The sequence below is a fragment of the Mesorhizobium sp. M1C.F.Ca.ET.210.01.1.1 genome (assembly GCF_004791585.1).
Taxonomy (GTDB): Bacteria; Pseudomonadota; Alphaproteobacteria; order Rhizobiales; family Rhizobiaceae; genus Mesorhizobium.
In genome coordinates this window covers 149,472-175,445 of record NZ_SRUU01000004.1, presented here as the reverse complement: position 1 = coordinate 175,445, position 25,974 = coordinate 149,472, and the positions used below count along the sequence as shown (strand labels likewise).

Annotated in this window: 21 protein-coding genes and 1 other RNA gene; 21 read left to right on the top strand and 1 reads right to left on the bottom strand. The window is 64.9% G+C overall.

The features are described 5' to 3' along the window. Nucleotides 1-116: 116 nt before the first annotated feature. Together EN853_RS06645 and rnpB are read left to right on the top strand one after the other, a co-directional pair. Nucleotides 117-827, top strand: coding sequence for a transglycosylase SLT domain-containing protein (locus tag EN853_RS06645; RefSeq protein WP_127858694.1), 711 nt, complete (start codon nucleotides 117-119; stop codon nucleotides 825-827). Nucleotides 828-887: 60 nt separating this feature from the next. Then, nucleotides 888-1,288, top strand: an RNA gene (gene rnpB, locus EN853_RS06640) — RNase P RNA component class A. 25 nt (nucleotides 1,289-1,313) lie between these two features. On the opposite strand, the gene EN853_RS06635 is transcribed toward rnpB, so the two are convergent. Next, entirely contained in the window at nucleotides 1,314-2,429 is a 1,116-nt protein-coding gene (locus EN853_RS06635) for a cystathionine gamma-lyase (protein WP_127858695.1), read from the bottom strand. 400 nt (nucleotides 2,430-2,829) lie between these two features. Between EN853_RS06635 and mraZ the strand changes: the two genes are divergently transcribed. The 19 genes from mraZ to recN all read left to right on the top strand — a co-directional run bounded on the left by mraZ (nucleotide 2,830) and on the right by recN (nucleotide 25,919). Further along, a complete protein-coding gene (gene mraZ / locus EN853_RS06630; protein ID WP_127858696.1) occupies nucleotides 2,830-3,288 on the top strand; it encodes a division/cell wall cluster transcriptional repressor MraZ in 459 nt (152 codons plus the stop codon). Next, nucleotides 3,285-4,301 (top strand): 16S rRNA (cytosine(1402)-N(4))-methyltransferase RsmH, encoded by a 1,017-nt coding sequence (gene rsmH / locus EN853_RS06625; RefSeq protein WP_127858697.1) that lies wholly within the window; start codon nucleotides 3,285-3,287, stop codon nucleotides 4,299-4,301. The genes mraZ and rsmH overlap by 4 nt, the downstream gene beginning before the upstream one ends. A 4-nt stretch (nucleotides 4,302-4,305) precedes the next feature. Further along, nucleotides 4,306-4,701 carry a hypothetical protein gene (locus tag EN853_RS06620; protein WP_127858698.1) on the top strand — a complete coding sequence of 132 codons (396 nt, stop codon included), beginning with the start codon at nucleotides 4,306-4,308 and terminating at the stop codon, nucleotides 4,699-4,701. Further along, nucleotides 4,698-6,425, top strand: coding sequence for a penicillin-binding protein 2 (locus EN853_RS06615; RefSeq protein WP_127858699.1), 1,728 nt, complete (start codon nucleotides 4,698-4,700; stop codon nucleotides 6,423-6,425). The genes EN853_RS06620 and EN853_RS06615 overlap by 4 nt, the downstream gene beginning before the upstream one ends. 54 nt (nucleotides 6,426-6,479) lie before the next feature. Further along, nucleotides 6,480-7,934 carry a UDP-N-acetylmuramoyl-L-alanyl-D-glutamate--2,6-diaminopimelate ligase gene (locus tag EN853_RS06610; protein WP_127858700.1) on the top strand — a complete coding sequence of 485 codons (1,455 nt, stop codon included), beginning with the start codon at nucleotides 6,480-6,482 and terminating at the stop codon, nucleotides 7,932-7,934. Next, nucleotides 7,931-9,364 (top strand): UDP-N-acetylmuramoylalanyl-D-glutamyl-2,6-diaminopimelate--D-alanyl-D-alanine ligase, encoded by a 1,434-nt coding sequence (locus EN853_RS06605; protein WP_127858701.1) that lies wholly within the window; start codon nucleotides 7,931-7,933, stop codon nucleotides 9,362-9,364. The genes EN853_RS06610 and EN853_RS06605 overlap by 4 nt, the downstream gene beginning before the upstream one ends. A 26-nt stretch (nucleotides 9,365-9,390) precedes the next feature. Further along, the gene (gene mraY / locus EN853_RS06600) at nucleotides 9,391-10,473 is read left to right on the top strand and encodes a phospho-N-acetylmuramoyl-pentapeptide-transferase (RefSeq protein ID WP_095812511.1); all 1,083 of its coding nucleotides are present in this window, start codon (nucleotides 9,391-9,393) and stop codon (nucleotides 10,471-10,473) included. A gap of 8 nt (nucleotides 10,474-10,481) precedes the next feature. Continuing rightward, nucleotides 10,482-11,882 (top strand): UDP-N-acetylmuramoyl-L-alanine--D-glutamate ligase, encoded by a 1,401-nt coding sequence (murD, locus tag EN853_RS06595; RefSeq protein ID WP_127858702.1) that lies wholly within the window; start codon nucleotides 10,482-10,484, stop codon nucleotides 11,880-11,882. Then, nucleotides 11,882-13,033, top strand: a complete 1,152-nt coding sequence (gene ftsW, locus EN853_RS06590; RefSeq protein ID WP_127858703.1) for a putative lipid II flippase FtsW — start codon at nucleotides 11,882-11,884, stop codon at nucleotides 13,031-13,033. The genes murD and ftsW overlap by 1 nt, the downstream gene beginning before the upstream one ends. Before the next feature lie 6 nt (nucleotides 13,034-13,039). Next, on the top strand, nucleotides 13,040-14,164 hold the full coding sequence (gene murG / locus EN853_RS06585; RefSeq protein WP_127858704.1) for an undecaprenyldiphospho-muramoylpentapeptide beta-N-acetylglucosaminyltransferase: 1,125 nt from the start codon (nucleotides 13,040-13,042) through the stop codon (nucleotides 14,162-14,164). Continuing rightward, complete coding sequence (gene murC, locus EN853_RS06580) at nucleotides 14,161-15,567, top strand: UDP-N-acetylmuramate--L-alanine ligase (protein WP_127858705.1); 1,407 nt, start codon at nucleotides 14,161-14,163, stop codon at nucleotides 15,565-15,567. Before murG ends, murC begins: the two co-directional genes overlap by 4 nt. Next, nucleotides 15,564-16,529: a UDP-N-acetylmuramate dehydrogenase gene (gene murB, locus EN853_RS06575; RefSeq protein ID WP_127858706.1), complete on the top strand. Its 966-nt coding sequence runs from the start codon at nucleotides 15,564-15,566 to the stop codon at nucleotides 16,527-16,529. The genes murC and murB overlap by 4 nt, the downstream gene beginning before the upstream one ends. A 453-nt stretch (nucleotides 16,530-16,982) precedes the next feature. Next, nucleotides 16,983-17,909: a D-alanine--D-alanine ligase gene (locus EN853_RS06570; protein WP_127858707.1), complete on the top strand. Its 927-nt coding sequence runs from the start codon at nucleotides 16,983-16,985 to the stop codon at nucleotides 17,907-17,909. Then, nucleotides 17,897-18,838 (top strand): cell division protein FtsQ/DivIB, encoded by a 942-nt coding sequence (locus EN853_RS06565; protein ID WP_127858708.1) that lies wholly within the window; start codon nucleotides 17,897-17,899, stop codon nucleotides 18,836-18,838. Before EN853_RS06570 ends, EN853_RS06565 begins: the two co-directional genes overlap by 13 nt. Continuing rightward, nucleotides 18,835-20,142 (top strand): cell division protein FtsA, encoded by a 1,308-nt coding sequence (gene ftsA / locus EN853_RS06560; RefSeq protein WP_127858709.1) that lies wholly within the window; start codon nucleotides 18,835-18,837, stop codon nucleotides 20,140-20,142. The genes EN853_RS06565 and ftsA overlap by 4 nt, the downstream gene beginning before the upstream one ends. Before the next feature lie 68 nt (nucleotides 20,143-20,210). Then, nucleotides 20,211-21,863 carry a cell division protein FtsZ gene (gene ftsZ, locus EN853_RS06555; RefSeq protein ID WP_127858710.1) on the top strand — a complete coding sequence of 551 codons (1,653 nt, stop codon included), beginning with the start codon at nucleotides 20,211-20,213 and terminating at the stop codon, nucleotides 21,861-21,863. A 355-nt stretch (nucleotides 21,864-22,218) separates the two neighbouring features. Beyond that, complete coding sequence (gene lpxC, locus EN853_RS06550) at nucleotides 22,219-23,166, top strand: UDP-3-O-acyl-N-acetylglucosamine deacetylase (RefSeq protein ID WP_127858711.1); 948 nt, start codon at nucleotides 22,219-22,221, stop codon at nucleotides 23,164-23,166. A 201-nt stretch (nucleotides 23,167-23,367) separates the two neighbouring features. Next, on the top strand, nucleotides 23,368-24,237 hold the full coding sequence (locus EN853_RS06545; RefSeq protein ID WP_127858712.1) for an outer membrane protein assembly factor BamD: 870 nt from the start codon (nucleotides 23,368-23,370) through the stop codon (nucleotides 24,235-24,237). A gap of 8 nt (nucleotides 24,238-24,245) precedes the next feature. Further along, on the top strand, nucleotides 24,246-25,919 hold the full coding sequence (gene recN / locus EN853_RS06540) for a DNA repair protein RecN (RefSeq protein WP_127858713.1): 1,674 nt from the start codon (nucleotides 24,246-24,248) through the stop codon (nucleotides 25,917-25,919). Nucleotides 25,920-25,974: the final 55 nt, after the last annotated feature.

The window sequence follows — 25,974 nt, the reverse complement described above, 5'->3', positions numbered from 1 at the left end:
GCTCTTCAAACGCATCTCCCGCAAGTTGTCGGACGTCTAGCCTCCCACGATGTCCCGATGTTGAGTTAGTCACCCCGTGCGAAGTTCTTCGCGCGGTTCAAACAGAATAGGATTACATGCAAAAAATGACCGTTGTAGCGGCAGCCGTTGCTGCCGGAGTGATGACTTTTGCCTTCAGCCCGGCGAACAGTGCGCCGCTGAGCCTGCGGTCGGCAGACAATGGGCTCGCAGCGACCCCCGTGACGCCGAAGGCGGCCTCGGACCTCAAAGTCGCGAAAACCAAGAAAGCCGCTGCGGCAAAAGTGCAGAAAACCGCGGCATTGAAGCCGGCAAAATCAACGGTCAAACGCCGCGCGAAGCGCGGCAAGCGGACCATCGACCTGACGACGACAGCGTCTATCCACCCCGAGATGCCCACAATGTCGTCCCCGGCGGCCGGCGACGGTCAATATTCGGCGATCATCGCCCGCTATGCGGCAAGCTATGGCGTGCCGGTGTCGCTCGCCAAGGCGGTCATCAAGATCGAAAGCAATTATCGGCCGAACATGGTCGGCGGCGCCGGCGAGATCGGCCTGATGCAGATCAAGCCGGCGACGGCGCGGATGATGGGCTATACCGGTTCGGCCAAGGGATTGTTCGATCCCGACACCAACATCAAATACGGCATGAAGTACCTCGCCATGGCGCAAGGCCTCGGCGGCGGCACGACCTGCGGCACGATCCTCAAATACAATGCCGGCCATGGCGCCAGGCGGATGAATCCGGTTTCGGCCGCCTATTGCAGCAAGGTGAAAGTGCAGATGGCGGCGCTCGGCTCGCCCGCGTAAAGCAGGAGAATTGCCTTTTTTGTTTGCGTTTTCAAACGCGAACCCCTTTATACGCGCTTGCCAGCTGGCCGGGCGGCCGCGCCCGCAACAGCCGAAAGGCTGCGGGTGAGGAAAGTCCGGGCTCCATGGAGACACGGTGCCGGCTAACGGCCGGCGGGGGCGACCCCAGGGAAAGTGCCACAGAAAGCAAACCGCCGCGGCGCATGCCGCGGCAAGGGTGAAAGGGTGGGGTAAGAGCCCACCGCGCGACTGGCAACAGGAGCGGCACGGCAAACCCCACCGGGAGCAAGACCGAATAGGGGCGGTGCGAGGGGAAACCCTCGAGGGCTGTTTCCGGCCCACCGCCCGGGTAGGTTGCGTGAGGCGCGTGGCGACATGCGCCCAAGATGAATGGCCGCCACGTTCCCGCGCCGCAGGGCGCGGGGGCCATACAGAACCCGGCTTACAGGCCAGCTGGCATTTTCCTACGATGGTCTTGGCGGTGCGCTATGCGCCGAGACGATCCAAAGACGCCTCGATCGCCCGCCAGAGCTCCTCCACCGGTTCGCAGCCGATGGACAGACGCACGAAGCCGGGCGACACGGCGTCGCCACGTTTCGAACGCCGTTCGGCCGAGGTGTGCACGCCGCCAAAGGAAGTCGCCGATTCCATCAGCGCGCAATTGTCGATGAAAGCCTCGGCCTTCTCTTCCGAAGCCAGCTCGAAGGAGATCAAAAAGCCGAAGCGCTCCATCTGGGCGCGCGCCAGATTGTGCGAAGCGTCGCCCTCAAGGCCCGGAAAGCGCAAGCCGCTCACGGCGCGGTGCCCCTTGAGACGGCGGGCGATCGTTTCGGCCGACGAGCACATGCGATCGAAACGTACCTCGAGCGTCTCGAGGCCACGATGCACGAGCCAGGCCTCGAAAGGTCCGGGAATGCCGCCGGCCGTCTCGCGCCAGTCCCTGACCCTCGCGGCAATATCCGGATTGCGGCTTGCGACGTGGCCGAACAGCACATCCGAGTGGCCGTTGATCGCCTTGGTGTCGGCCGACACCACGACATCGGCGCCGAGATCAAGCGGGCGCTGGCCAAAGGGCGTCATCGTCGTGTTGTCGATGATTAGGATCCCGCCCTGCTGATGAACAGCTTCGGCGACGGCGGCGATGTCACAGATATCCAGCCGCGGATTGGAGGGAGTTTCCGCGAAGACCAGTCGGTAACCGGCGAAGCCGCCATCGAGCATGTTCGATGTGGCCCTCACGTCGTAGGTGACGCCGAGCGGTTTCAGGAAACGCTCCGCCAGCGCGCGTGTCGTGTGGTAGCCGTCCGAGGGCAGGAGAATGCGGTCTCCCGATTTGACGAGCGCGAAAAATGCCGCCGCAATCGCGGCCATTCCCGACGGAAAGGCAACGCATTGCGCATCCTCCAGATGGCCAAGCACGTGCTCGACGGCGTGCCAGGTCGGATTGCTGAAGCGGCCATATTGATCGAAGCCAGCCGCATCGCCCGGCGAATGAAAGATCGAGGCCATGGTAAGAGGCAAGGGGATCGGGTCGCCCTTGGCGAAATCACCGCTGCGCAGATGGGCAAGTGTCGCGGCGCGCGACTTCGCGGTTTCGGGCATGGCCAATTCCTTCGTTGAACAGAGGTTCGACGCTAGGCGCGCTGGGCGTTCCCAGCAAGTCGCGTCTATTTGGGCCAGACCGCCGCTCTAAACGCTTCGTTAGGCTTAATAGAGGATAAAGACGAGACGCGCCGTCAGCCTGCTCTTTCTGGTTGTGATGGGCGCGTTTGTGATGCCTGTTCCCGTTGACGCCCATAGTGCCCCATGATATCCCATTCGCATCATCAAGCCTTCGTTCCGCGTCAGGGTGAAGCGTACGCCAATCGGGCAGCCGCGGCGGCTGCGCGTTTGCCGGTTTTCGTCCTGGTGAATGAAGCGATTTGTCGCGAGGCGATGCGCGGCGGCGGCGCGGAGAAGAACATGGGAAGGGGTGCGGCCGCGACAGCGGCTGTAACGTGTAGTGGACCGATTTCTGTCAAGCGCAGTGAACAGGATCGATGCGAAGGGGCGGGTGTCCGTTCCCGCGCATTTCCGAGCGGTCGTGCAGAAACGTGGCTATGCGGAACTCTATGCGCTACGCTGCCTGGATCTTCCGGCGATGGACGTCGGCGGGCTCGACCTGCTCGACCGCTACGAGCAGCGGATCGCGCTCGAGGATCCCTTCCTGCAGACGGCGGACGATATGTCGTTCTTCTGCCATGGCGACGGCACGTTCCTGAAGCTCGACCAGGACGGCCGCATCACGATGACCGATTTCATCCGCGAGCATACCGGCATTTCCACGGAGGTGGCCTTTGTCGGGCGCGGCAATTTCTTTCAGATCTGGGAGCCGGACCGGCTTGCAGCCTATGGGGCGCAGGCGCGGGCCAGGCTTTTGCAGCTTCGGCAGGGGACGAAGCCTGGGGAGCGACCGGAATGATGGCTGGCCACGGCGATGAACCTCACGCCGTTGGCGGACTGGTCCGTCACATTCCGGTCCTCCTTGCCGAAGTGCTGGAGGCGCTTGAGCCCAAGGCGGGCGAGACGATCGTCGACGGCACGTTCGGCGCCGGCGGCTATGCCGGCGCCATCCTCGAGCGAGGTGCCTCGGTCGTGGCCATCGATCGCGATCCGGATGCGATCGCCGCGGGCAGGGCTCTGGAACGGCAGGCCGGCGGCAGGCTGAAGCTCGTTCAGGCGCCGTTCTCGACGCTGGATGAACATGTCGGCAGCGCCGACGGCGTCGTGCTCGACATCGGCGTTTCCTCCATGCAGCTCGACCAGGCCGAGCGCGGCTTTTCCTTTCGCGCCGACGGGCCGCTCGACATGCGCATGGCGCAGGCTGGCCTGAGCGCCGCCGATGTCGTCAACACCTTCAAGGCGGGCGACCTTGCCCGCATCTTCGGCTTCCTCGGCGAGGAGCGGCATGCCGGCCGCATCGCCCGCATGATCGAGGCCCGGCGCGGGAAGCGGCCTTTCGAGCGCACGCTCGATCTGGCCGACGCCATCGCCACCCATATCGGCCGCGCGCCGAAGGACAAGATCCATCCTGCCACCCGCGTCTTCCAGGCGTTGCGCATCTTCGTCAACGACGAGCTCGGTGAACTGGCTGGCGCGCTGTTCGCCGCCGAGCGTGTGCTCAAGCCGGGCGGCAGGCTTGCCGTGGTCACCTTTCATTCGCTGGAGGACCGCATCGTCAAGCGCTTCGTCGCCGATCGCGCCGATGCCGCGTCAGGCTCCCGCCACATGCCTGATGCACCGGCGCGGCTGGCGACCTTCCGCAAGTCCGGCGGCGGGGTGACGGCGGGAGAGGCCGAGATCGCGGCCAATCCGCGAGCGCGCTCGGCCAGGCTGCGCGCAGCGATCCGGACCGACGTGCCGGCGCGCGCCGGCGACTTTTCGATTTTCGGCCTTCCAAAGCTTCCCGCCGTCGAGCGGCCGGGGGAGAGGTAAGCACGTGTTTCGTACCAGCGACATAGTCCTGATCGCCGTCATGGTCTCGGCGGCGGCGTTGACCTACAAGACCAAGCGCGAAGCCGAGGACCAACTGGCGGCGGTGCAGAAGCTGCAGGCGCAGATCCGCTACGAGGAAGACACGATCGATCTGCTGAAGGCCGACTGGAGCCTGCTCACCCAGCCGGCGCGGCTGCAGAAACTTGCCGAGATCTACAAGTCGCAGCTCGGGCTAGAGCCGGTCAACGCCCGTCAGATCGGCGGCCTCGACGACGTGCCGATGAAGCCGGTCAACATCGAGGACCTGTCGTCGCAGCGGCTTGGCGGCATGGCCGACAATGCCGGCAAAGAGCCCTCGGGCGGCAAGGATCCGGTGGTCACCGGGAGCACCGTGCAATGATCGGCAGGCTTCCCAAGATCGGTAACCTGCTGAAGCGTCGGAAGAAGATGGCCGAGGACGGCTCGATCGTCGTCGATGCCGCCCGCAAGGCGACCGGCGGCAAGGCCAAGACCCGCATCGTCATGACGATGGCTGTGTTCTTCACCATCTATTCGACCATTGCCGGCAGGCTCGTCTATCTCGGCCTGCAGAACCCGGACATGTCGGGTGGTCCGGAGAGCCGGGTCACCGCGTCGCGGCCGGATATCGTCGATCGCAACGGCGAGGTGCTGGCGACCGACATCAAGACGGCCTCGCTGTTTGCCGAGCCGCGCCGTATCGTCGACGCCGACGAGGCGATCGAGAGATTGTCGACCGTGCTTCCCGAGATCGACTACGAGCAGACCTATCGCAAGCTCAAGAGCGGCGCCGGCTTTGTCTGGCTGCAGCGCCAGCTGACGCCGAAGCAGCAGGCCGACATCATGGCGCTGGGCATCCCAGGCCTCGGCTTCCGCACCGAAAAGCGGCGCTTCTATCCGAGCGGCGAGACATCGTCCTACATTGTCGGGCTGACCAACATCGACAACCAAGGCATCTCCGGCATGGAGAAATACATCGACGACCAGGGTCTGACCGACCTGCAGGCGTCGGGGCTGGCGGTGGCCAGGGACCTGAAGCCGGTGAAGTTGTCGATCGACCTTCGCGTCCAGCATGTCGTGCGCGACGAGGTCGCCGCCGCCCTGGAACGCTATCGCGCCATTGGCGCTGGCGCCGTTGTGCTCAACGTCAAGACGGGCGAAGTGGTGGCCATGGCCTCGGTGCCGGATTTCGATCCGAACAACCCTTACAATGCACAGGAAAAGGACCGGCTGAACCGTATGTCGGCGGGCCTTTATGAGATGGGTTCGACCTTCAAGAGCTTCACCTCGGCCATGGCGCTCGATTCCGGCAAAGCGACGATGGAGAGCCGCTTCGACGCTTCGCACCCAATCCGGGTCGGCCATCAGGCCATCCACGATTTCCACGGCAAGAACCGTGTGCTGTCGTTGCCGGAGGTGTTCCTCTATTCGTCCAACATCGGGTCGGCCAGGGAGGCCGAGCTGGTCGGCATCGAGGGGCACCGCGAATTCCTGCATCGCCTTGGAATTTTGGACAAGATGCAGACCGAGCTGCCCGAAGTCGCCCGCCCGACTGAACCGAAGGTCTGGAAACAGGTCAATTCGTTCACCATCGCCTTCGGCCATGGTGTGTCGACGACGCCGCTGCAAGCGGCCGTCGGTTGCGCGGCCCTGATGAATGGCGGCTATCTGATCCAGCCGACCTTCCTGCCGCGTACCATGGACCAGGCAATGGCGGTGGCCAAGAAAGTGGTCGGCGAAAAGACGGTCGAAGGCATGCGCTACCTCTATACGCTCAACGCCGAGAAGGGCTCTGCCAGGAACGCCAGAGTCCCCGGCTACCGCGTTGGCGGCAAGACCGGAACAGCCGAGAAGGTCATCAATGGCCGTTACTCGAAGGACTTGAATTTCAATACCTTTGTGGCCGCCTTTCCGATGGACGATCCGCAATATCTCGTGTTCACGATTGCCGACGCCCCGCATCCGGAAAAGCCTGGCATGCCAGACGTCGCGGCCGCGAATGCGGGCGTTATAGCCGGCAACATCATTAGGCGTTCGGCGGCCATGCTTGGCGTGAAGCCAGATTTCAGCCATGAAAATGGTGCAACGCTGGTTTCCTATCAGTGATTCTTGGGGCGCGCCGGCAACTGCGCGCTATTTTGTTGCGGTGAACGGGACTCAATGCATCTGAAAGATCTAGCCGGTATCCTGCCTGTCGAGGGAGCACCTTCCCCCGATTTGGAAGTGACCGGTCTCTCCTCCGATTCCCGCCAGGTAAGGCCGGGCGTCGTCTTCTTCGCGCTCGCCGGCAGCAAGGCCGATGGCTCGGCCTACGCGGCCGACGCTGCGAGCCGGGGCGCGGCTGTAATTGTCGCCGCCAAGGGGAACGCCATTTCCGGACTGTCGATTCCGGTTCTTGCCGTGGAAGATCCCCGCCTTGTGCTGGCGCTGAGCGCGGCGCGCTTCTTCGGCAGCCAGCCTCAGACAATGGTCGCCGTCACCGGCACCAGCGGCAAGACGTCGGTCGCCGCCTTCACCCGTCAGATCTGGGAGCAGGCCGGTTTTTCGGCAGCCTCGATCGGCACGACGGGCGTGGTGGCGCCCGGCCGCAACGAATATGGCTCATTGACAACGCCGGATCCGGTGGCGCTGCACCAACTGCTGAAAGAACTGGCAGAGGCAGGCGTCACCCACGCCTCGATGGAAGCCTCCAGCCACGGCCTCGACCAGCGCCGCCTCGACGGCGTGAAGCTCGCTGCCGGCGGCTTCACCAATCTCGGCCGCGATCACATGGATTATCATCCGACCGTCGAGGACTATCACCGCGCCAAGCTGCGCCTGTTCGACACGCTGCTGCCGAAGGGCGCGCCGGCTGTGATCTTCGCCGACGACCCATGGTCGGAGGCGACGATCAAAGCGGCAAGGACGGCGGGTCTCAACGTGCTCACGGTCGGCCGCCACGGCGAATTCCTCACGCTGAAGCGCGTCGAGCATGAGCGGCGGCGCCAGCGTGCCGAGGTGGAGGCCGCCGGCGTGCTGCACGAAATCGACCTGCCGCTGGCCGGCGATTTCCAGATCGCCAATGCGCTGGTTTCCGCCGGCCTTGCCATCTCGACTGGAACATCCGTCGGCAAGGCCTTGGCCGCATTGGAGAAATTGAAAGGCGCGCCGGGCCGGCTCGACCTCGTCGGCACGACGGCGGCCGGCGCTCCGGTCTATGTCGACTACGCGCACAAACCCGATGCACTGGAAAATGTCCTGGCCTCGGTGCGCCCCTTCACCACCGGCCGTGTCGTCGTGGTGTTCGGCTGCGGCGGCGACCGCGATCGCGGCAAGCGGCCGATCATGGGCGAGATCGCGACCCGGCTTGCCGATGTCGTCATCGTCACCGACGACAATCCGCGCTCGGAAATCCCCGAAACCATCCGGGCGGCAATCCTTGCCGCGGCGCCCGGCGCCATCGAGATCGGCGACCGCCGCAAGGCCATCCACGAGGCGGTGGCGATGCTGCATGCCGGCGATACGCTGATCGTCGCCGGGAAGGGGCATGAGGAAGGCCAGACCATCGGCACCGAAACCTTCCACTTCTCCGACCATGAGGAAGTGCGCGAGGCGCTTCAGGAGCGCGCCGCATGAGCCTGCTCTGGACGTCGGAAGCACTTGTCGAGGCCATGGGCGGCAGGCCGATCGGCTCGCTGCCAGAGGGCATCACCGGCATTTCCATCGACAGCCGCAGCCTCGAGCCGGGCAACGCCTTCTTCGCCATCAAGGGCGAGACGATGGACGGCCACGACTTCGCGACCGCGGCGGTGAAAGCGGGCGCCGCCGTGCTGGTCGTCGCTGAAGGCAAGCTGCCGTCTCTGGGCCGCCTAACGGCGCCGATGATCGTGGTGCAGGATGTGCTTGCGGCACTTGAGAAGCTCGGTGTCGCGGCGCGCGCCCGCTCCCGGGCCAAGGTCATCGCGGTGACCGGATCCGCCGGCAAGACGACCACCAAGGAAGCGCTCCGCCATGTGCTGTCGGCGGTCGGCAAGGTGCATGCCTCTGCGCAGTCATTCAACAACCATTGGGGCGTGCCGCTGACGCTCGCGCGCATGCCGCAAGACTGCGACTACGCGGTCTTCGAGATCGGCATGAACCACCCGGGCGAGATCAGGCCGCTGGTCAAGATGGTCAGGCCGCATGTCGCCATCGTCACGCTGATCGCCGCCGCCCATCTCGGCTTCTTCAAGAATCTCGACGAGATCGCCATGGCCAAGGCCGAGATTTTCGAAGGGGTCGAGCCTGGCGGCGCCGCGCTGCTCAACCGCGACGATCCGCGCTGGAAGCTGCTTGGGAAAATGGCCAGAGAGGCCGGCGTCGAGCATGTCTTCGGCTTCGGCGAAAACGCCCGCTCGGCCTTCCGCCTTGCCGGCGGCGAGCTTTACGCCGACCATACCGACATCGCCGTCAAGATCGGCAAGAAGGACCTGACGGCCCGTGTCGGGGCGCCAGGCCGCCACATCGTGCAGAATGTGCTGGCCGTACTGGGCGCCGCGCAACTGGTCGGCGCCGATCTCGACAAGGTCGCGGCGGCGCTTGCAGACCTGTCGGCCGAGCGCGGGCGCGGCAGGCGCCACATATTGCACCATCCCAACGGCTCGATCACGCTGATCGACGAGAGCTACAATGCCAACCCGGCATCGATGGCGGCAGCCATGGCGCTGCTCAACGCCACGCCTGTATCGGGCGAGGGCAGGCGCATCGCTGTGCTTGGCGACATGCTGGAACTTGGCAGCCACTCGGCAAAACTCCATGCGGCCCTTGCCGAGCTCATCGTCGGCACCGGGACGCGCAACGTCTTTCTCGGCGGCCCGGAGATGCGGGCGCTAGCCGACGTTTTGCCTCCCGATGTCGAAACCGAATACCGGTCAGGGGCGGAAGAACTGAAGCCGGTCGTGATGTCGGCAATCAGGCCCGGCGACGTGGTCATGGTCAAGTCGTCGAAAGGCATCGGATTTTCAAAACTGGTCGAGGCATTGCTCGGCAAATTTCCGGCGGAAGCCACAACCATTGAACCGACCTGAGGTCGGGCTCCGGGGGACGGAAGCGCATGCTCACTTTACTCGTTGATTTCGCGGACAAGATCTCGGCTTTCAATGTCTTCCGCTACATCACCTTTCGCACTGGCGGCGCGCTGATCACTTCGGCGCTGATCGTCTTCATATTCGGGCCGACCATCATCAATTCGCTGCGCCTTCGTCAGGGCAAGGGCCAGCCGATCCGCGCCGATGGACCGCAGACGCATTTCAAGAAGGCGGGCACGCCGACGATGGGCGGGCTGATGATCCTTTGCGGCATCATCGGCTCCTCGCTTTTATGGGCGAACCTCTCCAGCATCTATGTCTGGGTTGTGATGCTGGTGACGCTCGGCTTCGGCTCGATCGGTTTCTACGACGACTATCTCAAGGTGACGAAACAGTCGCATCTGGGCTTCTCCGGCAAGGCGCGGCTGGCGATCGAATTCGTCGTCGCCGGCATCGCGGCCTGGGTGATCATGCACAACGGCCAGGCGCCGTTCTCGTCGTCACTGACCTTCCCCTTCGCCAAGGAATTCCTCATCAATCTCGGCTGGTTCTTCGTGCCATTCTCCTGTTTCGTCATCGTCGGCGCGGGCAATGCCGTGAATCTCACCGACGGCCTCGACGGCTTGGCGATCGTGCCGATCATGATCGCGGCGGCGTCCTTCGGCGTCATCGCCTATCTCTCCGGCAACGCGGTCTTCGCCGAATATCTGCAGATCCATTTCGTGCCCGGCACAGGCGAGCTGGCGGTTGTGCTCGGCGCGGTGATCGGCGCCGGCCTCGGCTTCCTCTGGTTCAACGCGCCGCCGGCCGCGATCTTCATGGGCGACACCGGATCGCTGGCGATGGGCGGTCTGATCGGCACCATTGCTGTCGCCACCAAGCACGAGATCGTGCTGGTCATCGTCGGCGGCCTGTTCGTGGTGGAGATCCTGTCGGTCATCATCCAGGTCGGCTACTTCAAGATGACCGGCAAGCGCGTCTTCCTGATGGCGCCGATCCACCATCATTTCGAAAAGCTCGGCTGGACCGAGAGCCAGGTGGTGATCCGCTTCTGGATCATCGCCGTAATCCTGGCGCTGGTCGGCCTCTCCACCCTCAAGCTCAGATAGGAAACCGCTTGATCCCCGCTGCTTCCTTCGCAGGCAAACGCGTTTCGCTCTTCGGGCTCGGCGGTTCGGGGATTGCTACCGCGCACGCGCTGATCGCCGGCGGCGCCGATATCCTCGCCTGGGACGACAATCCGGACAGCGTCGCCAAGGCTGCAGCGGCCGGAATTGCGACCGGTGACCTGCGCGCCGCCGACTGGTCGCGCTTCGCGGCCTTCGTCCTGTCGCCGGGCGTGCCGCTGACGCATCCGAAGCCGCATTGGACGGTTGAGCTGGCGCGCAGCGCTGGCGTCGAGGTGATCGGCGACGTCGAGCTGTTCTGCCGCGAGCGGATCTTGAGCGCGCCGGCAGCACCCTTCATCGCGATCACCGGCACCAATGGCAAATCGACAACGACGGCGCTGACGGCGCATATCCTGAAGTCAGCCGGACGCGACACCGAGATGGGCGGCAATATCGGCCGGGCCATCATGACGCTCGATCCGCCCGAGCCTTCGCGGCACTATGTGGTCGAGTGCTCGTCCTATCAGATCGATCTCGCGCCCTCGATCAACCCGACCGCCGGCATCCTGCTCAACCTGACGCCCGACCATCTCGACCGCCACGGCACGATGGCGCATTACGCCTCGATCAAGGAAAGGCTGGTCGCCGGCAGCGACACCGCGATCATCGGCGTCGACGATTCCTGGTGTGCCCAGATCGCCGACCGGCTGGAGCGGGCAGGCCGGCAGGTCATACGCATCTCCAAGCGCCTGCCGCTGACAGACGGCTATTTCGCCGACGGCACCAATCTGATGGAGGCCGTGCATGGCCGCTACAGCCGCATTGCTTTCCTCGAAGGCATCGGCTCGCTGCGCGGACAGCACAACGCGCAGAACGCACTGGCCGCCGTCGCCGCTTGCCTGAAGATCGGGCTGGAGCTCGGCGAGATCCAGGCAGGGCTCGAAAGCTTTCCGGGGCTGGCGCACCGCATGGAGCAGGTCGGCCGCAAGGACCACGTGCTGTTCGTCAACGATTCCAAGGCAACCAATGCCGATGCGGCGGCTCCCGCGCTGTCGAGCTTCAACCGCATCTACTGGATCGCCGGCGGCCTGCCCAAGGAAGGCGGCATCGAGCCGTTGCGCGGCTTCTTCCCCCGCATCGCCAAGGCCTATCTGATCGGCGAGGCGGCGCCCGCCTTTTCCGCCACGCTCGGCGAGGCGGTGCCATACGAGATATCCGGAACGCTGGAGGCGGCGGTCGAACATGCCGCCCGCGACGCCGCGAACGATACCGGCGGCGAGGCGGTGGTGCTGCTTTCGCCAGCCTGCGCCAGTTTCGACCAGTTCAAGAATTTCGAGGTACGCGGCGAAGCCTTCAGGCAAGCTGCGACTGCTATTGATGGGGTGAAATCCATCGGAGGGCCACGTTGATGCAAAGCCGTCTCGACAAAAGTCCAGTCGCAACATGGTGGTGGACGATCGATCGCTGGTTCCTGGCGGCATTCCTGTCGCTGATGGGGCTGGGCATCATTCTGTCCTTCGCCGCAAGCCCCGCGGTGGCCGAGCGCATCGGCCTCGACAGCTTCCACTTCGCCACAAGGCAGATCATCTTCACCATCCCTGCTCTTATCGTGATGCTGGCCGTCTCCTTCCTCGAGGCGCGGCAGATAAGGCGCATGTCGCTGGTGATGCTATGCATCATGCTGGTGCTGATGGTGGCGGTGCTCTACATCGGCGTTGAGGTGAAGGGCGCGCGGCGCTGGGTATCGCTCGCCGGCCTTTCGATCCAGCCGTCCGAATTCCTGAAGCCGGCCTTCGTCATCATCTGTGCCTGGCTTTTTGCCGAGCACAAGCGCCAGCCCGACATTCCCGGCAATCTCTTCGCCATGCTGCTGCTGGCCCTGGTGATCTCGCTCCTGGTGGCGCAACCCGACCTCGGCCAGACCATGCTGGTGCTGGGCACCTGGGGCGTGATGTTCTTCATGGCCGGCCTGCCCTGGTTCTGGATCGTCGCGCTGGGCGCTGCCGGCGTTGGCGGCGTGTTCGCTGCCTACACGGTGTTTCCACACGTCGCCGCCCGTATCGACAAGTTCCTCACCGGCGAGGGCGACACCTTCCAGGTCGATATGGGGCGCGAAGCGCTGATCAATGGCGGCTGGTTCGGCGTCGGCCCGGGCGAGGGGACGGTGAAGCGGGTCATCCCCGACAGCCACGCCGACTTCGTGTTTTCGGTCGCGGGCGAGGAGTTCGGCCTGATCATGTGCTTCTTCATCATGTCGATCTTCGCCTTCATCGTGCTGCGAGGATTGAGCATCGCGCTCAAGGAGCACGACGACTTCACCCGCTACGCCGTCGGCGGGCTCGTCACCGTGTTCGGCTTGCAGTCGGTCATCAACATGTCCGTCAACCTGCAGCTGATGCCCGCCAAGGGCATGACGCTGCCCTTCATCTCCTATGGCGGCTCCTCACAGATCGCGATTGCCGTTTCGATGGGCATGGTGCTGGCGCTGACGCGCAGGCATCCCGAAAAGCGCAAGCAGATTGGCTATTCCTTCTCGCAGCGCACTATCGCGGCGGAATGAGGCGGGATGTCGAGAGGTGTCATCCTGCTGGCGGCTGGCGGAACGGGCGGACATCTGTTCCCGGCCGAGGCGCTTGCGCATGAGCTGATCGAGCGCGGCTGGCAGGTGCACCTTGCCACCGACCGTCGCGCCGAGCGCTATTCCGGCCATTTTCCCGCCGCCGAAATCCACTCGATTGCTTCGGCCACACTGGGCTCGAAGAATCCAATCGCCATGCTCTCGGCCTTCTGGACGATCTGGCAGGGCGTGCGGCAGGCAGGGCGGGTGATAGCCAGGATCAGGCCGGAGGCCGCCGTCGGTTTCGGCGGCTACCCGACGCTGCCGCCGCTCTATGCGGCGACCCGGCGCAAGGTGCCGACGCTGATCCATGAGCAGAACGCGGTCATGGGCCGGGCGAACAAGGCGCTGGCCAGCCGCGTCGATGCGATCGCGGGCGGGTTCCTGCCGGAAGGGGCAAGGGCTGCCGGCGCCAAGACGGTGACCACAGGCAACCCGGTCAGGCCGCAGGTACTCGAGGCGGCGAAGGCGCCGTACGCGGCGTCCAATGACGGCGAGCCGTTCCGCTTCCTGGTGTTCGGCGGCAGCCAGGGCGCCCAGTTCTTCTCCGATGCCGTGCCGGCGGCGATCGCGCTTCTGCCCGAAGCGCAGCGCAAACGACTGGTGATCACCCAGCAGGCACGCGCGGAAGACGTGGCGCGGGTTAAGGCCGCCTACGCCAATCTTGGCGTCGACGCGCAGGTTTCGCCCTTTTTCACCGACATGGCGGCGCGCATGGCGGCGGCGCATCTGGTGATGTCGCGCTCCGGCGCCTCGACCGTATCGGAGATCGCCGTCATCGGCCGCCCCGCGCTGCTGGTGCCATATCCGCATGCTCTCGATCACGACCAGGCGGCGAATGCCGCGGCGCTCGCGGCGGCGGGCGGGGCCGAGGTTCATCCGCAATCGACGCTCTCGGCCGAGCGGATCGCCGCGCTGGTCGGCGGGCTGATCGAGGATCCCGGCCGGCTGGTCGCGATGGCCGCAGCCGCCCGTTCTGCCGGAAAACCGGACGCGGCGCGGTTGCTCGCCGATCTGACAGAGGCTATTGCGTCCGGCAAAACGGTTTCGGACTACAGGAGGACGCGCGCATGAAGATGCCGCAGACGATCGGCCTCGTGCATTTCATCGGTATCGGCGGCATCGGCATGAGCGGCATCGCCGAAGTGCTGCACAATCTCGGCTACAAGGTGCAGGGCTCGGACCAGGCAGACGGCGCCAATGTGCAGCGGCTGCGCGACAAAGGCATCGAGTGCTTCGTCGGCCACCGGGCCGAGAACCTCGGCGAGGCCGAAGTCGTGGTGGTGTCGACGGCGATCAAGAAGTCCAACCCGGAGCTCAAGGCCGCTCGGGAGAGGTTGCTCCCCGTTGTCCGCCGTGCCGAAATGCTCGCCGAGCTGATGCGCTTCCGCCAGGCGGTCGCCATCGGCGGCACGCATGGCAAGACGACGACCACCTCGATGGTGGCGACCTTGCTCGAAGCCGGCGGGCTCGACCCGACCGTGATCAATGGCGGCATCATCAACGCCTATGGCACCAATGCCCGCATGGGCGACGGCGAGTGGATGGTGGTCGAGGCCGACGAGAGCGACGGCACCTTCCTCAAGCTGCCGGCCGATATCGCCGTCGTCACCAACATCGATCCCGAGCACCTCGATCACTATGGCAGTTTCGACAAGGTGCGCGAGGCCTTCCGCCAGTTCGTCGAGAACGTGCCTTTCTACGGCTTCGGCGTGATGTGCACCGACCATCCGGAGGTGCAGGCGTTGGTCGGCCGCATCGAGGACCGGCGTGTCATCACCTACGGCGAGAACGCGCAGGCCGACGTGCGCTTCACCAATCATCGCATGGCAGGGGCCGTGTCGGAGTTCGACGTGGTGATCCGCGACCGCAAGGGACGGGGCACAACGACGATCAAGGATTTGCGGCTGCCGATGCCGGGACGGCACAATGTCTCCAACGCGACGGCCGCGATCGCGGTCGCGCATGAACTTGGCCTGTCGGCCGAGGCGATCAAGAAGGGCCTGTCGTCCTTTGCCGGCGTCAAGCGCCGCTTCACCCATACCGGCTCCTGGGACGGGGTCGACATCTTCGACGACTACGGCCACCACCCGGTCGAGATAGCGGCGGTGCTCAAGGCCGCGCGCACGGCCACCAAGGGCCGCGTCATCGCCATAGCCCAGCCGCACCGCTTTACCCGGCTGCACGATCTTTTCGAAGAGTTCTCCGTCTGCTTCAATGATGCCGATACGGTGATGGTGGCGCCGGTCTATCCGGCCGGCGAGGAGCCGATCGAAGGCGTGACCTCGGATGCGCTGGTGTCGCGCATCCGCGCCGGCGGTCATCGCGACGCGCGCTATATCGATGGCGCGGCGGCCGTTGCGCCGGCCATTCGCGAGCTTGCCAAGCCAGGCGACTTCGTCGTCTTCCTCGGCGCCGGCAACATCACGCAATGGGCCTATGCGCTGCCAAAGGAACTTGGGGGAACGCCCTCATGATGCGTGGCCAGGATCTGATCGACAAACTCGGCAACAAGCTTGCCGGCCTGCGCGGCCGCGTCACGCCCAACGCCGAGATGGACAAGATCACCTGGTTCCGCGCCGGCGGCTTGGCGGAAGCGCTGTTCCAGCCGGCCGACGAGGAGGATCTCGCGGCCTTCCTGCGCGCCGTACCGGAGGAAATCCCGATCACGGTCGTCGGCGTCGGCTCGAACCTTCTGGTGCGTGACGGCGGCATCCCGGGTTTTGTGGTCAGGCTCTCCGCCAAAGGCTTTGGCGAGGCCGAAGCCACCGGCCCGACCACCATCAAGGCGGGCGCAGCGACGCCGGACAAGCGCCTGGCGGCCGTGGCCTATGAAGCCGGCATCGGCGGGTTCCATTTCTACCATGGGATTCCTGGCGCCGTCGGCGGGGCGCTGAGGATGAATGCGGGTGCCAACGGCGTCGAGACGCGCGAGCGCGTGCTCGAGGTGCGGGCACTCGACCGCGCGGGCAATGTCCATACGCTCAGCAATGCCGACATGGGCTATGCCTATCGCCATTCGTCGGCGCCTGCCGGATTGATCTTCACCTCCGCCATCTTCGAGGGTGTCCCGGAAGACAAGGCGGCGATCAAGGCGGCGATGGACGCCGTGCAGAACCATCGCGAGACGGTGCAGCCGATCCGCGAGAAGACCGGCGGCTCGACCTTCAAGAATCCCGAAGGCACGTCGGCCTGGAAGGAGATCGACAAGGCCGGCTGCCGCGGCCTGATGATCGGCGGCGCGCAGATGTCGCCGATGCACTGCAACTTCATGATCAACACCGGCACCGCGACCGGCTACGACCTCGAATATCTCGGTGAGACGGTGCGGGCGCGGGTGCTGGAGAATTCGGGCATCCGGCTGCACTGGGAGATCAAGCGGCTGGGCAATTTTCGCCCCGGCCATGCGGTGCAGGAGTTCCTGGGGCAGCTTCTCTAAGGCGCGTTGCGATTCAGGTGAGGCCGGCCTGCGAATGGCGGCTTCCTGCGCTTCCGGTGCTCACGTACTTAAAGTACGCTTCGCTCCGGTTCTCGGAAGCTACCATTCTCGACTCGGCCTGACCTGAATCGCAACACGCTGGGCCGTGGTAGAAAGTTCAAGTAGTGCTTTAACTTCGTGGCTGGCACGGCAGCCGACCGTTGCCGTAAAGACTCAACAACACGCTTTTCTCGCCCGTTTTCGCGGAAAGTGAATCTCTCGGAATCATAGGTACTTGCCAGGGAATCAACTCTCTGATTCTCTGCCCTAAAGCGTTTCCTGATTTGAGTCGTTTGACGCGTTGGTCGCGTTTTCCGTCTGGGGGGCAACCTGCCGGAAGACTCGGACTCACTATGCGGGAATGTTGCGTGCGGAAGTATCGGTTGCAGGCCCGGCGTGAGAGGGGATGACGGGATGAAGAAAAAGCATGTGGCCGTTCTCCTGGGGGGATTTTCCTCGGAGCGGCCCGTGTCTCTGTCCTCGGGGAAGGCGTGTGCGGATGCGCTCGAGAACGAAGGTTATCAGGTCACCCGCGTCGATGTTTCGCGCGATGTCGGGTCTGTGCTTGCCGAGCTCAAGCCCGATGTCGCCTTCAACGCGTTGCACGGCCCGTTTGGCGAGGACGGCACCATCCAAGGAATTCTCGAATATCTCGCAATTCCCTACACCCATTCGGGTGTGCTCGCTTCGGCGCTGGCCATGAACAAGGAGCAGGCCAAGAAGGTCGCCAAGGCGTCCGGCATTCCGGTCGCGGAATCGACGGTGGTCAACCGCTTCGCCATCCAGAGCAAGCATCCGATGAAGCCGCCCTATGTGGTGAAGCCGGTCAACGAAGGTTCGAGCTTCGGCGTCGTCATCGTGCATGAGGGGCAATCGCATCCGCCTCAGGTGATCGGGTCGTCCGAGTGGAAGTACGGCGAGATCGTCATGGTCGAGCGTTACATCCATGGGCGCGAATTGACCTGCGCGGTGATGGGCGACGTGGCGCTCGGGGTCTGCGAGATCATCCCGACCGGCCATTCCTTCTACGACTACGATTCAAAGTACGTGCCTGGCGGGTCAAAACACGAAACCCCTGCAAAAATTTCACCGAATATTTACCAAAAAATACAGACACTGGCCCTCAAGGCTCATCTTGCTATCGGTTGCCGGGGCGTCTCCCGGTCGGACTTCCGTTACGACGACCGTCACTCCGAAAACGGCGAGGTTGTCTGGCTTGAGATCAACACCCAGCCGGGCATGACGCCGACGTCTCTGGTGCCTGAAATCGCCGCGCAAGCGGGACACTCGTTCGGCGATTTGTTGAGTTGGATGGTGGAGGACGCTTCGTGTCTGCGTTGAGGTGGGGACAGGGCAAAGGCGGCGGGGTCGGACCTGCGCTGTTCGGTGTGCCGCTGTCGTTCGACCATTTCGTCTTGCCGCGCCAGCTTCGCCGGCCGGTGCGGCTGCTTGCCCGTCTCTGCGGCGGCGAGTACGAGCCGCCGCGTTTTTCCGCCGCGATCCTCTCGGCTGCCTTGCTTGCTTCGTCTGGAGCCTACGGCGCCTTTCTTGGCGGCTATGCCGACAGCATCGTGCAGGGCGTGACGGCCCGCACCGGTTTTGCCGTCGACCAGATCAAGGTCGTCGGCAATCGCCAGACGTCCGAGATCGACATACTGGACCGGCTTGGCCTCGACGGCTGGACATCGCTGATTGGCTTCGACGCCGAGGCCGCGCGCGAGCGCATCGCGACGCTGCCCTGGGTCGAGGTGGCGGCGGTGCGCAAGATCTACCCGCATACGCTGGAAGTGCACGTCGAGGAGCGCGAGCCTTTTGCGCTCTGGCAGCAGGGCAATTCGCTTTCGGTGATCGAGCGGTCGGGCGAAGTGATCGCGCCTTTCTCGGGCGGCAAGCAGGCTTTGCTGCCGCTGATCATCGGCACGGGCGCGCCGGCCAAGGCGCCGAACTTCCTGGAGAGGATCAAGCGCTATCCGGAGCTGGCTGCGCGGATCAAAGGCTATATCCGTGTCGGCGAGCGGCGCTGGGATCTGAAGCTCGAAAACGGCATCACGATCAAGCTGCCGGAAGATGACGAGGATCAGGCGATCGCCGAGCTTGTCAAGCTCGACCGCGACAACGGACTTTTGACGCGCGATATCGCCGCCGTCGACATGCGGCTGCCCGATCGACTGGTGGTGGAGCTCTCGCCGGAAGCCGCGATGCAGCGCGAAGCCGCGTTCAGCGAAAAGCCGAAGAGCCTGACGAAGCGCAAGTCGGAGACGAAGATATGAGCTGGCTTGGCGGCAGCGGTGATGCATCTTCGCGCCGGTCGGGCACGCTCACGGTGCTCGATGTCGGGTCGAGCAAGGTTTGCTGCGTGGTGGCCAAGCTGAAGCCGCGCGAGGACGGCAAGCTGCTGCGCGGGCGCTCGCATCGCATCCAGGTGATCGGCATCGGCCATCAGAAATCGCAGGGCGTGAAGTCGGGCGTCGTGGTCGATCTCGACCGCGCCGAGCACGCCGTCCGTCTCGCCGTCGACGCGGCCGAGCGCATGGCGGGGCTGACCGTCGATTCCCTCATCGTCAACATGACGGCCGGCCGCCTCAAGAGCGAAGCCTTCTCGGCAACCATCAATCTCGGTGGCCACCAGGTCGAGGAAGCCGACATCAAGCGCGTGCTCGCCGCCGGCGCCAAGCAGGCGCTGCGGGCCGAGCGCGAGGTGGTCCACTCGCTTCCCGTCGGCTTCTCGCTCGATGCCGAACGCGGCGTGCGCGACCCGCGCGGCATGGTCGGCGACGCGCTCGGCGTCGACATGCATGTGCTGACCGGCGACGCCGCGCCAATGCGCAATCTGGAGCTCTGTATCAACCGTTCGCACCTGTCGGTCGAGCGCATGGTGGCGACGCCCTATGCCAGCGGCCTCGCGGCTCTGGTCGACGACGAGCTCGAAATGGGTGCCGCCTGCATCGACATGGGCGGCGGCACGACCACGATTTCGGTGTTCTCGGAAGGCAAGTTCGTGCATGGCGACGCCATCGCCATCGGCGGCAACCATGTGACGCTCGACATGGCCAAGGGCCTGTCGACCTCGCTGGACGCCGCCGAGCGGCTGAAGGTGATGCATGGCTCGGCGCTGCCGGGCAGCGCCGACGACCGCGACCTGGTCTCGATCCAGCCGATCGGCGAGGAGGGCGAGCTGCCGCTGCAGATTCCGCGCTCGGTGATGACGCGCATCATCCGCGCGCGCATCGACGAGACGTTGGAACTGTTGCGCGACCGGCTGAACAAGTCGGGTTACGGCAATGCCGTCGGCAAGCGCGTCGTTCTGACCGGCGGCGCCAGCCAGCTGGCCGGCCTGCCGGAGGCGGCGCGCCGCATTCTCGGACGCAATGTGCGCATCGGCCGGCCGCTCGGCGTGGCGGGCCTGCCGGAAGCGGCCAAGGGGCCGGCGTTCTCGACCCCGGTCGGGCTTCTGATCTACCCGCAGATGGCGAGCTTCGAGAGCCATTCGGCGAAAGGACTTTCCGGTTTCAGAATGACCGGAACGGGCGGAAAACTGCATCGCATGAGTCAGTGGTTGAGAGACAGTTTTTAATTTGACGGGGACAGCCCCATAGGCGGCCGCAGCGGCGAAGCGGCGGGAAAGGCAAAAGGACGGAGACAATGACCATCAATCTGCAAAAGCCGGACATCACCGAGCTGAAGCCACGCATCACCGTGTTCGGTGTCGGCGGCGGCGGCGGCAACGCGGTCAACAACATGATCACCGCCGGCTTGCGCGGTGTCGAATTCGTGGTGGCCAACACCGACGCGCAGGCGCTGACCATGTCGAAGTCGGAACGGCTGATCCAGCTCGGCGCGCACGTGACCGAGGGGCTCGGCGCCGGCTCGCAGCCGGAAGTCGGGCGCGCCGCGGCGGAAGAATGCATCGACGAGATCATCGATCATCTCTCCAACACGCATATGTGCTTCGTCACCGCCGGCATGGGCGGCGGCACCGGCACCGGTGCAGCTCCGGTCGTTGCCCGTGCGGCGCGCGAGAAGGGCATCCTCACCGTCGGCGTCGTCACCAAGCCGTTCCATTTCGAGGGCCAGCGGCGCATGAAGACTGCCGACATGGGCATCGAGGAACTGCAGAAATGCGTCGACACCCTGATCGTCATTCCCAACCAGAACCTGTTCCGGCTGGCCAATGACAAGACCACCTTCGCCGATGCCTTCGCCATGGCCGACCAGGTGCTCTACTCGGGCGTTGCCTGCATCACCGACCTGATGGTCAAGGAAGGCCTGATCAACCTAGACTTCGCCGACGTCCGTTCGGTGATGCGCGAGATGGGCAAGGCGATGATGGGCACCGGCGAGGCTTCGGGCGAAGGCCGTGCGATGGCCGCCGCGGAAGCCGCGATCGCCAACCCGCTGCTCGACGAGACCTCGATGAAGGGCGCCAAGGGCCTGCTGATCTCGATCACCGGCGGCCGCGACCTCACCCTGTTCGAGGTCGACGAAGCCGCGACCCGCATCCGCGAGGAGGTCGACCAGGACGCCAACATCATCCTCGGCGCCACCTTCGACGAGGAACTGGAAGGCGTGATCCGCGTCTCGGTGGTCGCCACCGGCATCGACAAGTCGGCGGCCGAAATCGCCGCGGCGCCGATCTCGATCCGCGCGCCGCAGAAGCCGGTTGCTCGTCCGGCGGCGCCTGCTCAGGAAAGCCGTCCTGCACCGGTTCAGCAGCAGGCTTACGAGCCGCGCGCGGTCGATCCGGTCGCCGAGGCGATCCAGCTTGCCGAGGCGAACGCCGCCGCGATGGCGCAGCCGCGTCAAGCGCCGGTCGACGACTTCCGCCCGCAGAGCAAGATCTTCCAGGCTCCGCCGGCACAGCCGCAGCCTCAGCCGGTGGTGCAGCAGGTCGCTCAGCCCGCGCCGCAGCGCGAGATGCCGCAGCCGGTTGCCGCGGCGCCGCAGCGCATGCCGCGCGTAGAGGACTTTCCGCCGGTCGTGCGGGCGGAGGTGGAAGCCAAGACCCGCCCCGCGGACCATGAGAACAGCGGTCCGATGGGGCTGATCAAGCGGCTGACGAACGGCCTCACCCGCCGCGAGGAAGAGCCGGCCCGGCTTCAGCCGGCGCAGCCGCGCGAGCCGAAACTGCGCCAGGCGGCACCGGAAATGCGCCGCCTCGCCAGCCAGGATCCGCAGCTCTACGCGCCGCGCCGCGGCCAGCTCGACGACCAGGGGCGCCTGACGCCGCAGAGCCGCACTGTGCAGGAAGACGACCAGTTGGAGATTCCGGCGTTCCTGCGCCGCCAGGCCAACTGATCGAATGAGCGGGCCGCTGATCGTTAACGATATATAACGGTTGTTAACAGGCAGGCGAGAGATCGTCTGCCTGTTTCCTTTAAAAGCTGTTTTAAAACAGTACGTTATAAGCGCTTCCTTGCTCGGTTTCGCGGTTACACAGGGTAAGAAACCGTGATTTGGAGTCTCCCGGACGGGCCATTATCTTCGCGCAGGACTAAAGTCGGTACGCCGGGATTCGGGGAGTTGGCCCAGCCTGCCGATCATATCAGAGCCGCATGCCCTGTTCATTTTGCCGCATTGCGCGGACGCCGGATGATCCATCTGGTTGGAGATGCTCAGAGGCCGACAAAGCGGACGCCGGCAGCTAGGGCTTATGGGGTTTGTCTTGCACGACTATCAGACGACAGTAAAAACGCGCGTGACGTTGACCGGCACAGGCGTCCATAGCGGCAAGCCTGTCACCGTTCATTTCCTGCCCGCCGACGCCGACACCGGCATCGTGTTCCATCTTTCGAATGGCGGCGAGGGCCGCGAGTTTCGCGCGCTGGTCTCCGAGGTCGGCGCCACCGACCTTTGCACCATGCTCGGCGATCCGGCCGGCGAGCACATCGGAACCGTCGAGCACCTGATGGCGACGGTGTTCGGGCTTGGCGTCGACAATCTCGTCATCGAGATCGATGGCTCGGAGGTCCCCATTCTCGACGGCAGCGCGGCCGCCTTCGTCGAGGCCTTCGACCAGGCCGGCATCGAGTCTCTTGCGGTCAAGCGCCGCTATATTCGCGTGGTCAAGCCGGTTCGTATCGAAGCCGGCGCATCCTGGGCGGAGTTCCGCCCCTATGACGGCACGCGCTTCGAGATCGAGATCGATTTCGAGAGCCCGGCCATCGGCCGCCAGCTCTTTGCCTCCGACATCAACCCCGACATCTTCCGCCGCGATATCGCGCGGGCCCGCACCTTCGGCTTCATGAAGGACGTCGAGCGGCTGTGGGCCGCCGGCTACGCGCTCGGCTCGTCGCTGGAGAACTCGCTGGTCATCGGCGACGACAACCGCGTCATCAATGTCGGCGGCTTGCGCTATCCCAACGAATTCGCCCGCCACAAGACGCTCGACGCGATGGGCGACCTGGCGCTCGCCGGCGCGCGCTTCATCGGCTGCTTCCGCTCCTATCGCGGCGGTCACCGGATGAATGCGGCGGCGCTGCGCCGGTTGCTGTCCGACCGTACGGCCTTCGAGATCGTCGAGACGCGGCGCCGCGAACGCGGCCGCGTTGCCGAGATGATCGCGGTCAGCGGACCGGTCTACGCCCCTTGGGTGATCTGATTCTTAACGATCTTCTGGTTTTGTAGGGAAGCTTGTGTTGCACAAGTGCATCACAAGGCCCTGAATTTATGCGGGTGTGAGCACAGCGCCAAACCGCCACAAAAATGTGCGATTGGCCGGACATAGCGTTGCCGGGCAAGGGGATAATGGTTTATGGCTGCGGCCCGGACCGAAACGACGCCGAAAGGGCGGAATTCAAACATGTTTTTTTCGCGAGTTGGTCAATCGAAGGCGCCGCATCGGGCTGTTTTCCTGGCGTTTTCGTTGATTGCCCCGTCGCTGGTATTGTCGGCCTGCATGTCGTCCGAGAAGGACGTCAACCTGGCGACCTATGTCGACCAGACCGAACCCGCCGACGTTCTCTACAATCAGGGCCTCGCCAACCTTAATGCCGGCCGCCTCGACGAGGCGAGCAAGAAGTTCGACGCCGTCGACCGCCAGCACCCCTATTCGGAATTCGCCCGCAAATCGATGGTGATGGGCGCCTTCGCCGACTATCGCGCCGGGCATTATGACGAGGCGATCGGTTCCGCCAAGCGCTACCTGACGCTCTACCCGTCGACCGACGATGCGGCCTATGCACAGTACATCATCGGCTTGAGTTACTACCGGCAGATCAAGGATGTGACCCAGGACCAGAAGGAAGCGCGCCAGACCGTGCAGACCATGCAGGACCTGGTGACGCGCTGGCCGACCTCCGAATATGTCGACGACGCCAAGGACAAGATCCGCTTCGCCACCGACCAGCTCGCCGGCAAGGAGATGCAGATCGGCCGCTACTATCTCGAACGCCGCGAGTATATCGCCGCCGTCAAGCGCTTCCGCACTGTGGTCGAGACCTACTCCAACACGCGCCATGTCGAGGAAGCGCTCGCGCGCCTGACCGAAGCCTATTATGCGATGGGCCTTACCTCGGAGGCGCAGACGGCCGCGGCGGTGCTCGGCAACAACTATCCGGACAGCCAGTGGTACAAGGACTCCTACAAGCTCCTGCAGAGCAACGGGCTTCAGCCGCGTGAAAATGCCGGATCGTGGATATCCAAGGCCGGGAAGCTGATCACCGGCGCCTGACACTCCTGATGCTGTCCAGACTGTCGATCCGCGATATCGTCCTGATCGAGAAGCTGGACATCGATTTCCTGCCCGGACTTTCGGTGCTGACCGGCGAGACCGGCGCCGGCAAATCCATCCTGCTCGACGCGTTGTCGCTGGCGCTCGGCGCGCGCGGCGACGCTTCGCTTGTCCGCCATGGCGCGGCGCAGGGCCAGGTCATCGCCGTGTTCGACGTGCCGCGCAACCATCCGGCGCGCGCGCTGCTTGCCGACAACGACATCGAGGACGATGGCGACATCATCCTGCGCCGCGTGCAGACCGCCGACGGCCGCACGCGCGTCTTCGTCAACGACCAGCCATCCAGCGTCACCCTGATGCGCGATGTCGGCCGGGCGCTGGTCGAGATTCACGGCCAGCACGACGAGCGCGCGCTCGTCGACCCTGGCGCGCATCGCGAGTTGCTGGACAGTTTCGGCGGTCATCTGGGCGCCGTGCGCGGCACAGGCGAGGCCTGGCGCTACTGGCGGAATTGCGAGCAGGAGCTTTCCCGGCACCGCGCCAAGGTCGAGGCGGCGGCGCGCGAGGCCGATTATCTCAGGGCCTCGGTCGCCGAGCTGGCGAAGCTCGACCCGCAGCCGGGCGAGGAGACCGAACTGGCAGAACTGCGCGCCCGGATGATGCGCGCCGAAAAGATCGCGTCCGAGATTCACGATGCGCAGGATGTGCTTTCGGGGCCGTCTTCGCCTCTGCCGCAACTTGCCAGCCTGCTGCGGCGGCTGCAGCGCAAGTCGGGCGAGGTTCCGGGACTGCTCGACGACGTGGTGAAATCGCTGGACGAGGCGATGATATCGCTCGACGCGGCGCAGTCCGGTGTGGAATTGGCGCTTCGCGCCACCGAGTACGATCCGCAACGCCTCGAAAAGGCCGAGGAGCGGCTGTTTGCGCTGCGCGCGGCCTCGCGCAAGCACAATGTCGCGGTCGATGACCTGGCGCAGCTGCGCGACACGATGGCGGCCGACCTGGCCGACCTCGACGCCGGCGAGGAGCGGCTGCACGGGCTGCAGAAACAGGCGGCCGCCGCGCGCGAGGCTTACGACATTTCCGCGGCGCAGCTCTCATCGCTGCGTCACGCGGCTGCAGCCGGGCTGACCAAGGCGGTGATGGCCGAATTGCCGGCGCTCAAGCTGGAACGGGCGGAATTCATCGTCGAGATGGTGAGCGATGCCGAAAGCCGCATGGAAGAAGGCATCGACCAGGTCGAATTCTGGGTGCGCACCAATCCGGGCACCAGGCCTGGGCCGATGATGAAGGTCGCCTCGGGCGGCGAGCTGTCGCGCTTCCTTCTGGCGCTTAAGGTGGCGCTGGCCGACCGCGGTTCGGCCCCGACTCTTGTCTTCGATGAGATCGACACCGGCGTCGGCGGCGCGGTGGCCGACGCCATCGGCCAGCGGCTGGCGCGGCTCTCGAAGCGGGTGCAGGTGCTTTCGGTCACTCATGCGCCGCAAGTGGCGGCACGCGCCGCCACGCATTTCCTGATCTCCAAGTCCGGCGGCAAGGACCGGGTCGCCACCGGCATTGCCGAAATGGATCGCGCGGCGCGCCAGGAGGAGATCGCGCGCATGCTGGCCGGCGCCACCATCACCGACGAGGCGCGCGCCGCGGCCGATCGGCTGCTGCGCGAGAATACGGCCGCCGCTTAGTGCCTGATCTTTCCGCTTGGAGCATGAGTCAGCAGATGGCTGCATCCTGCTGTTC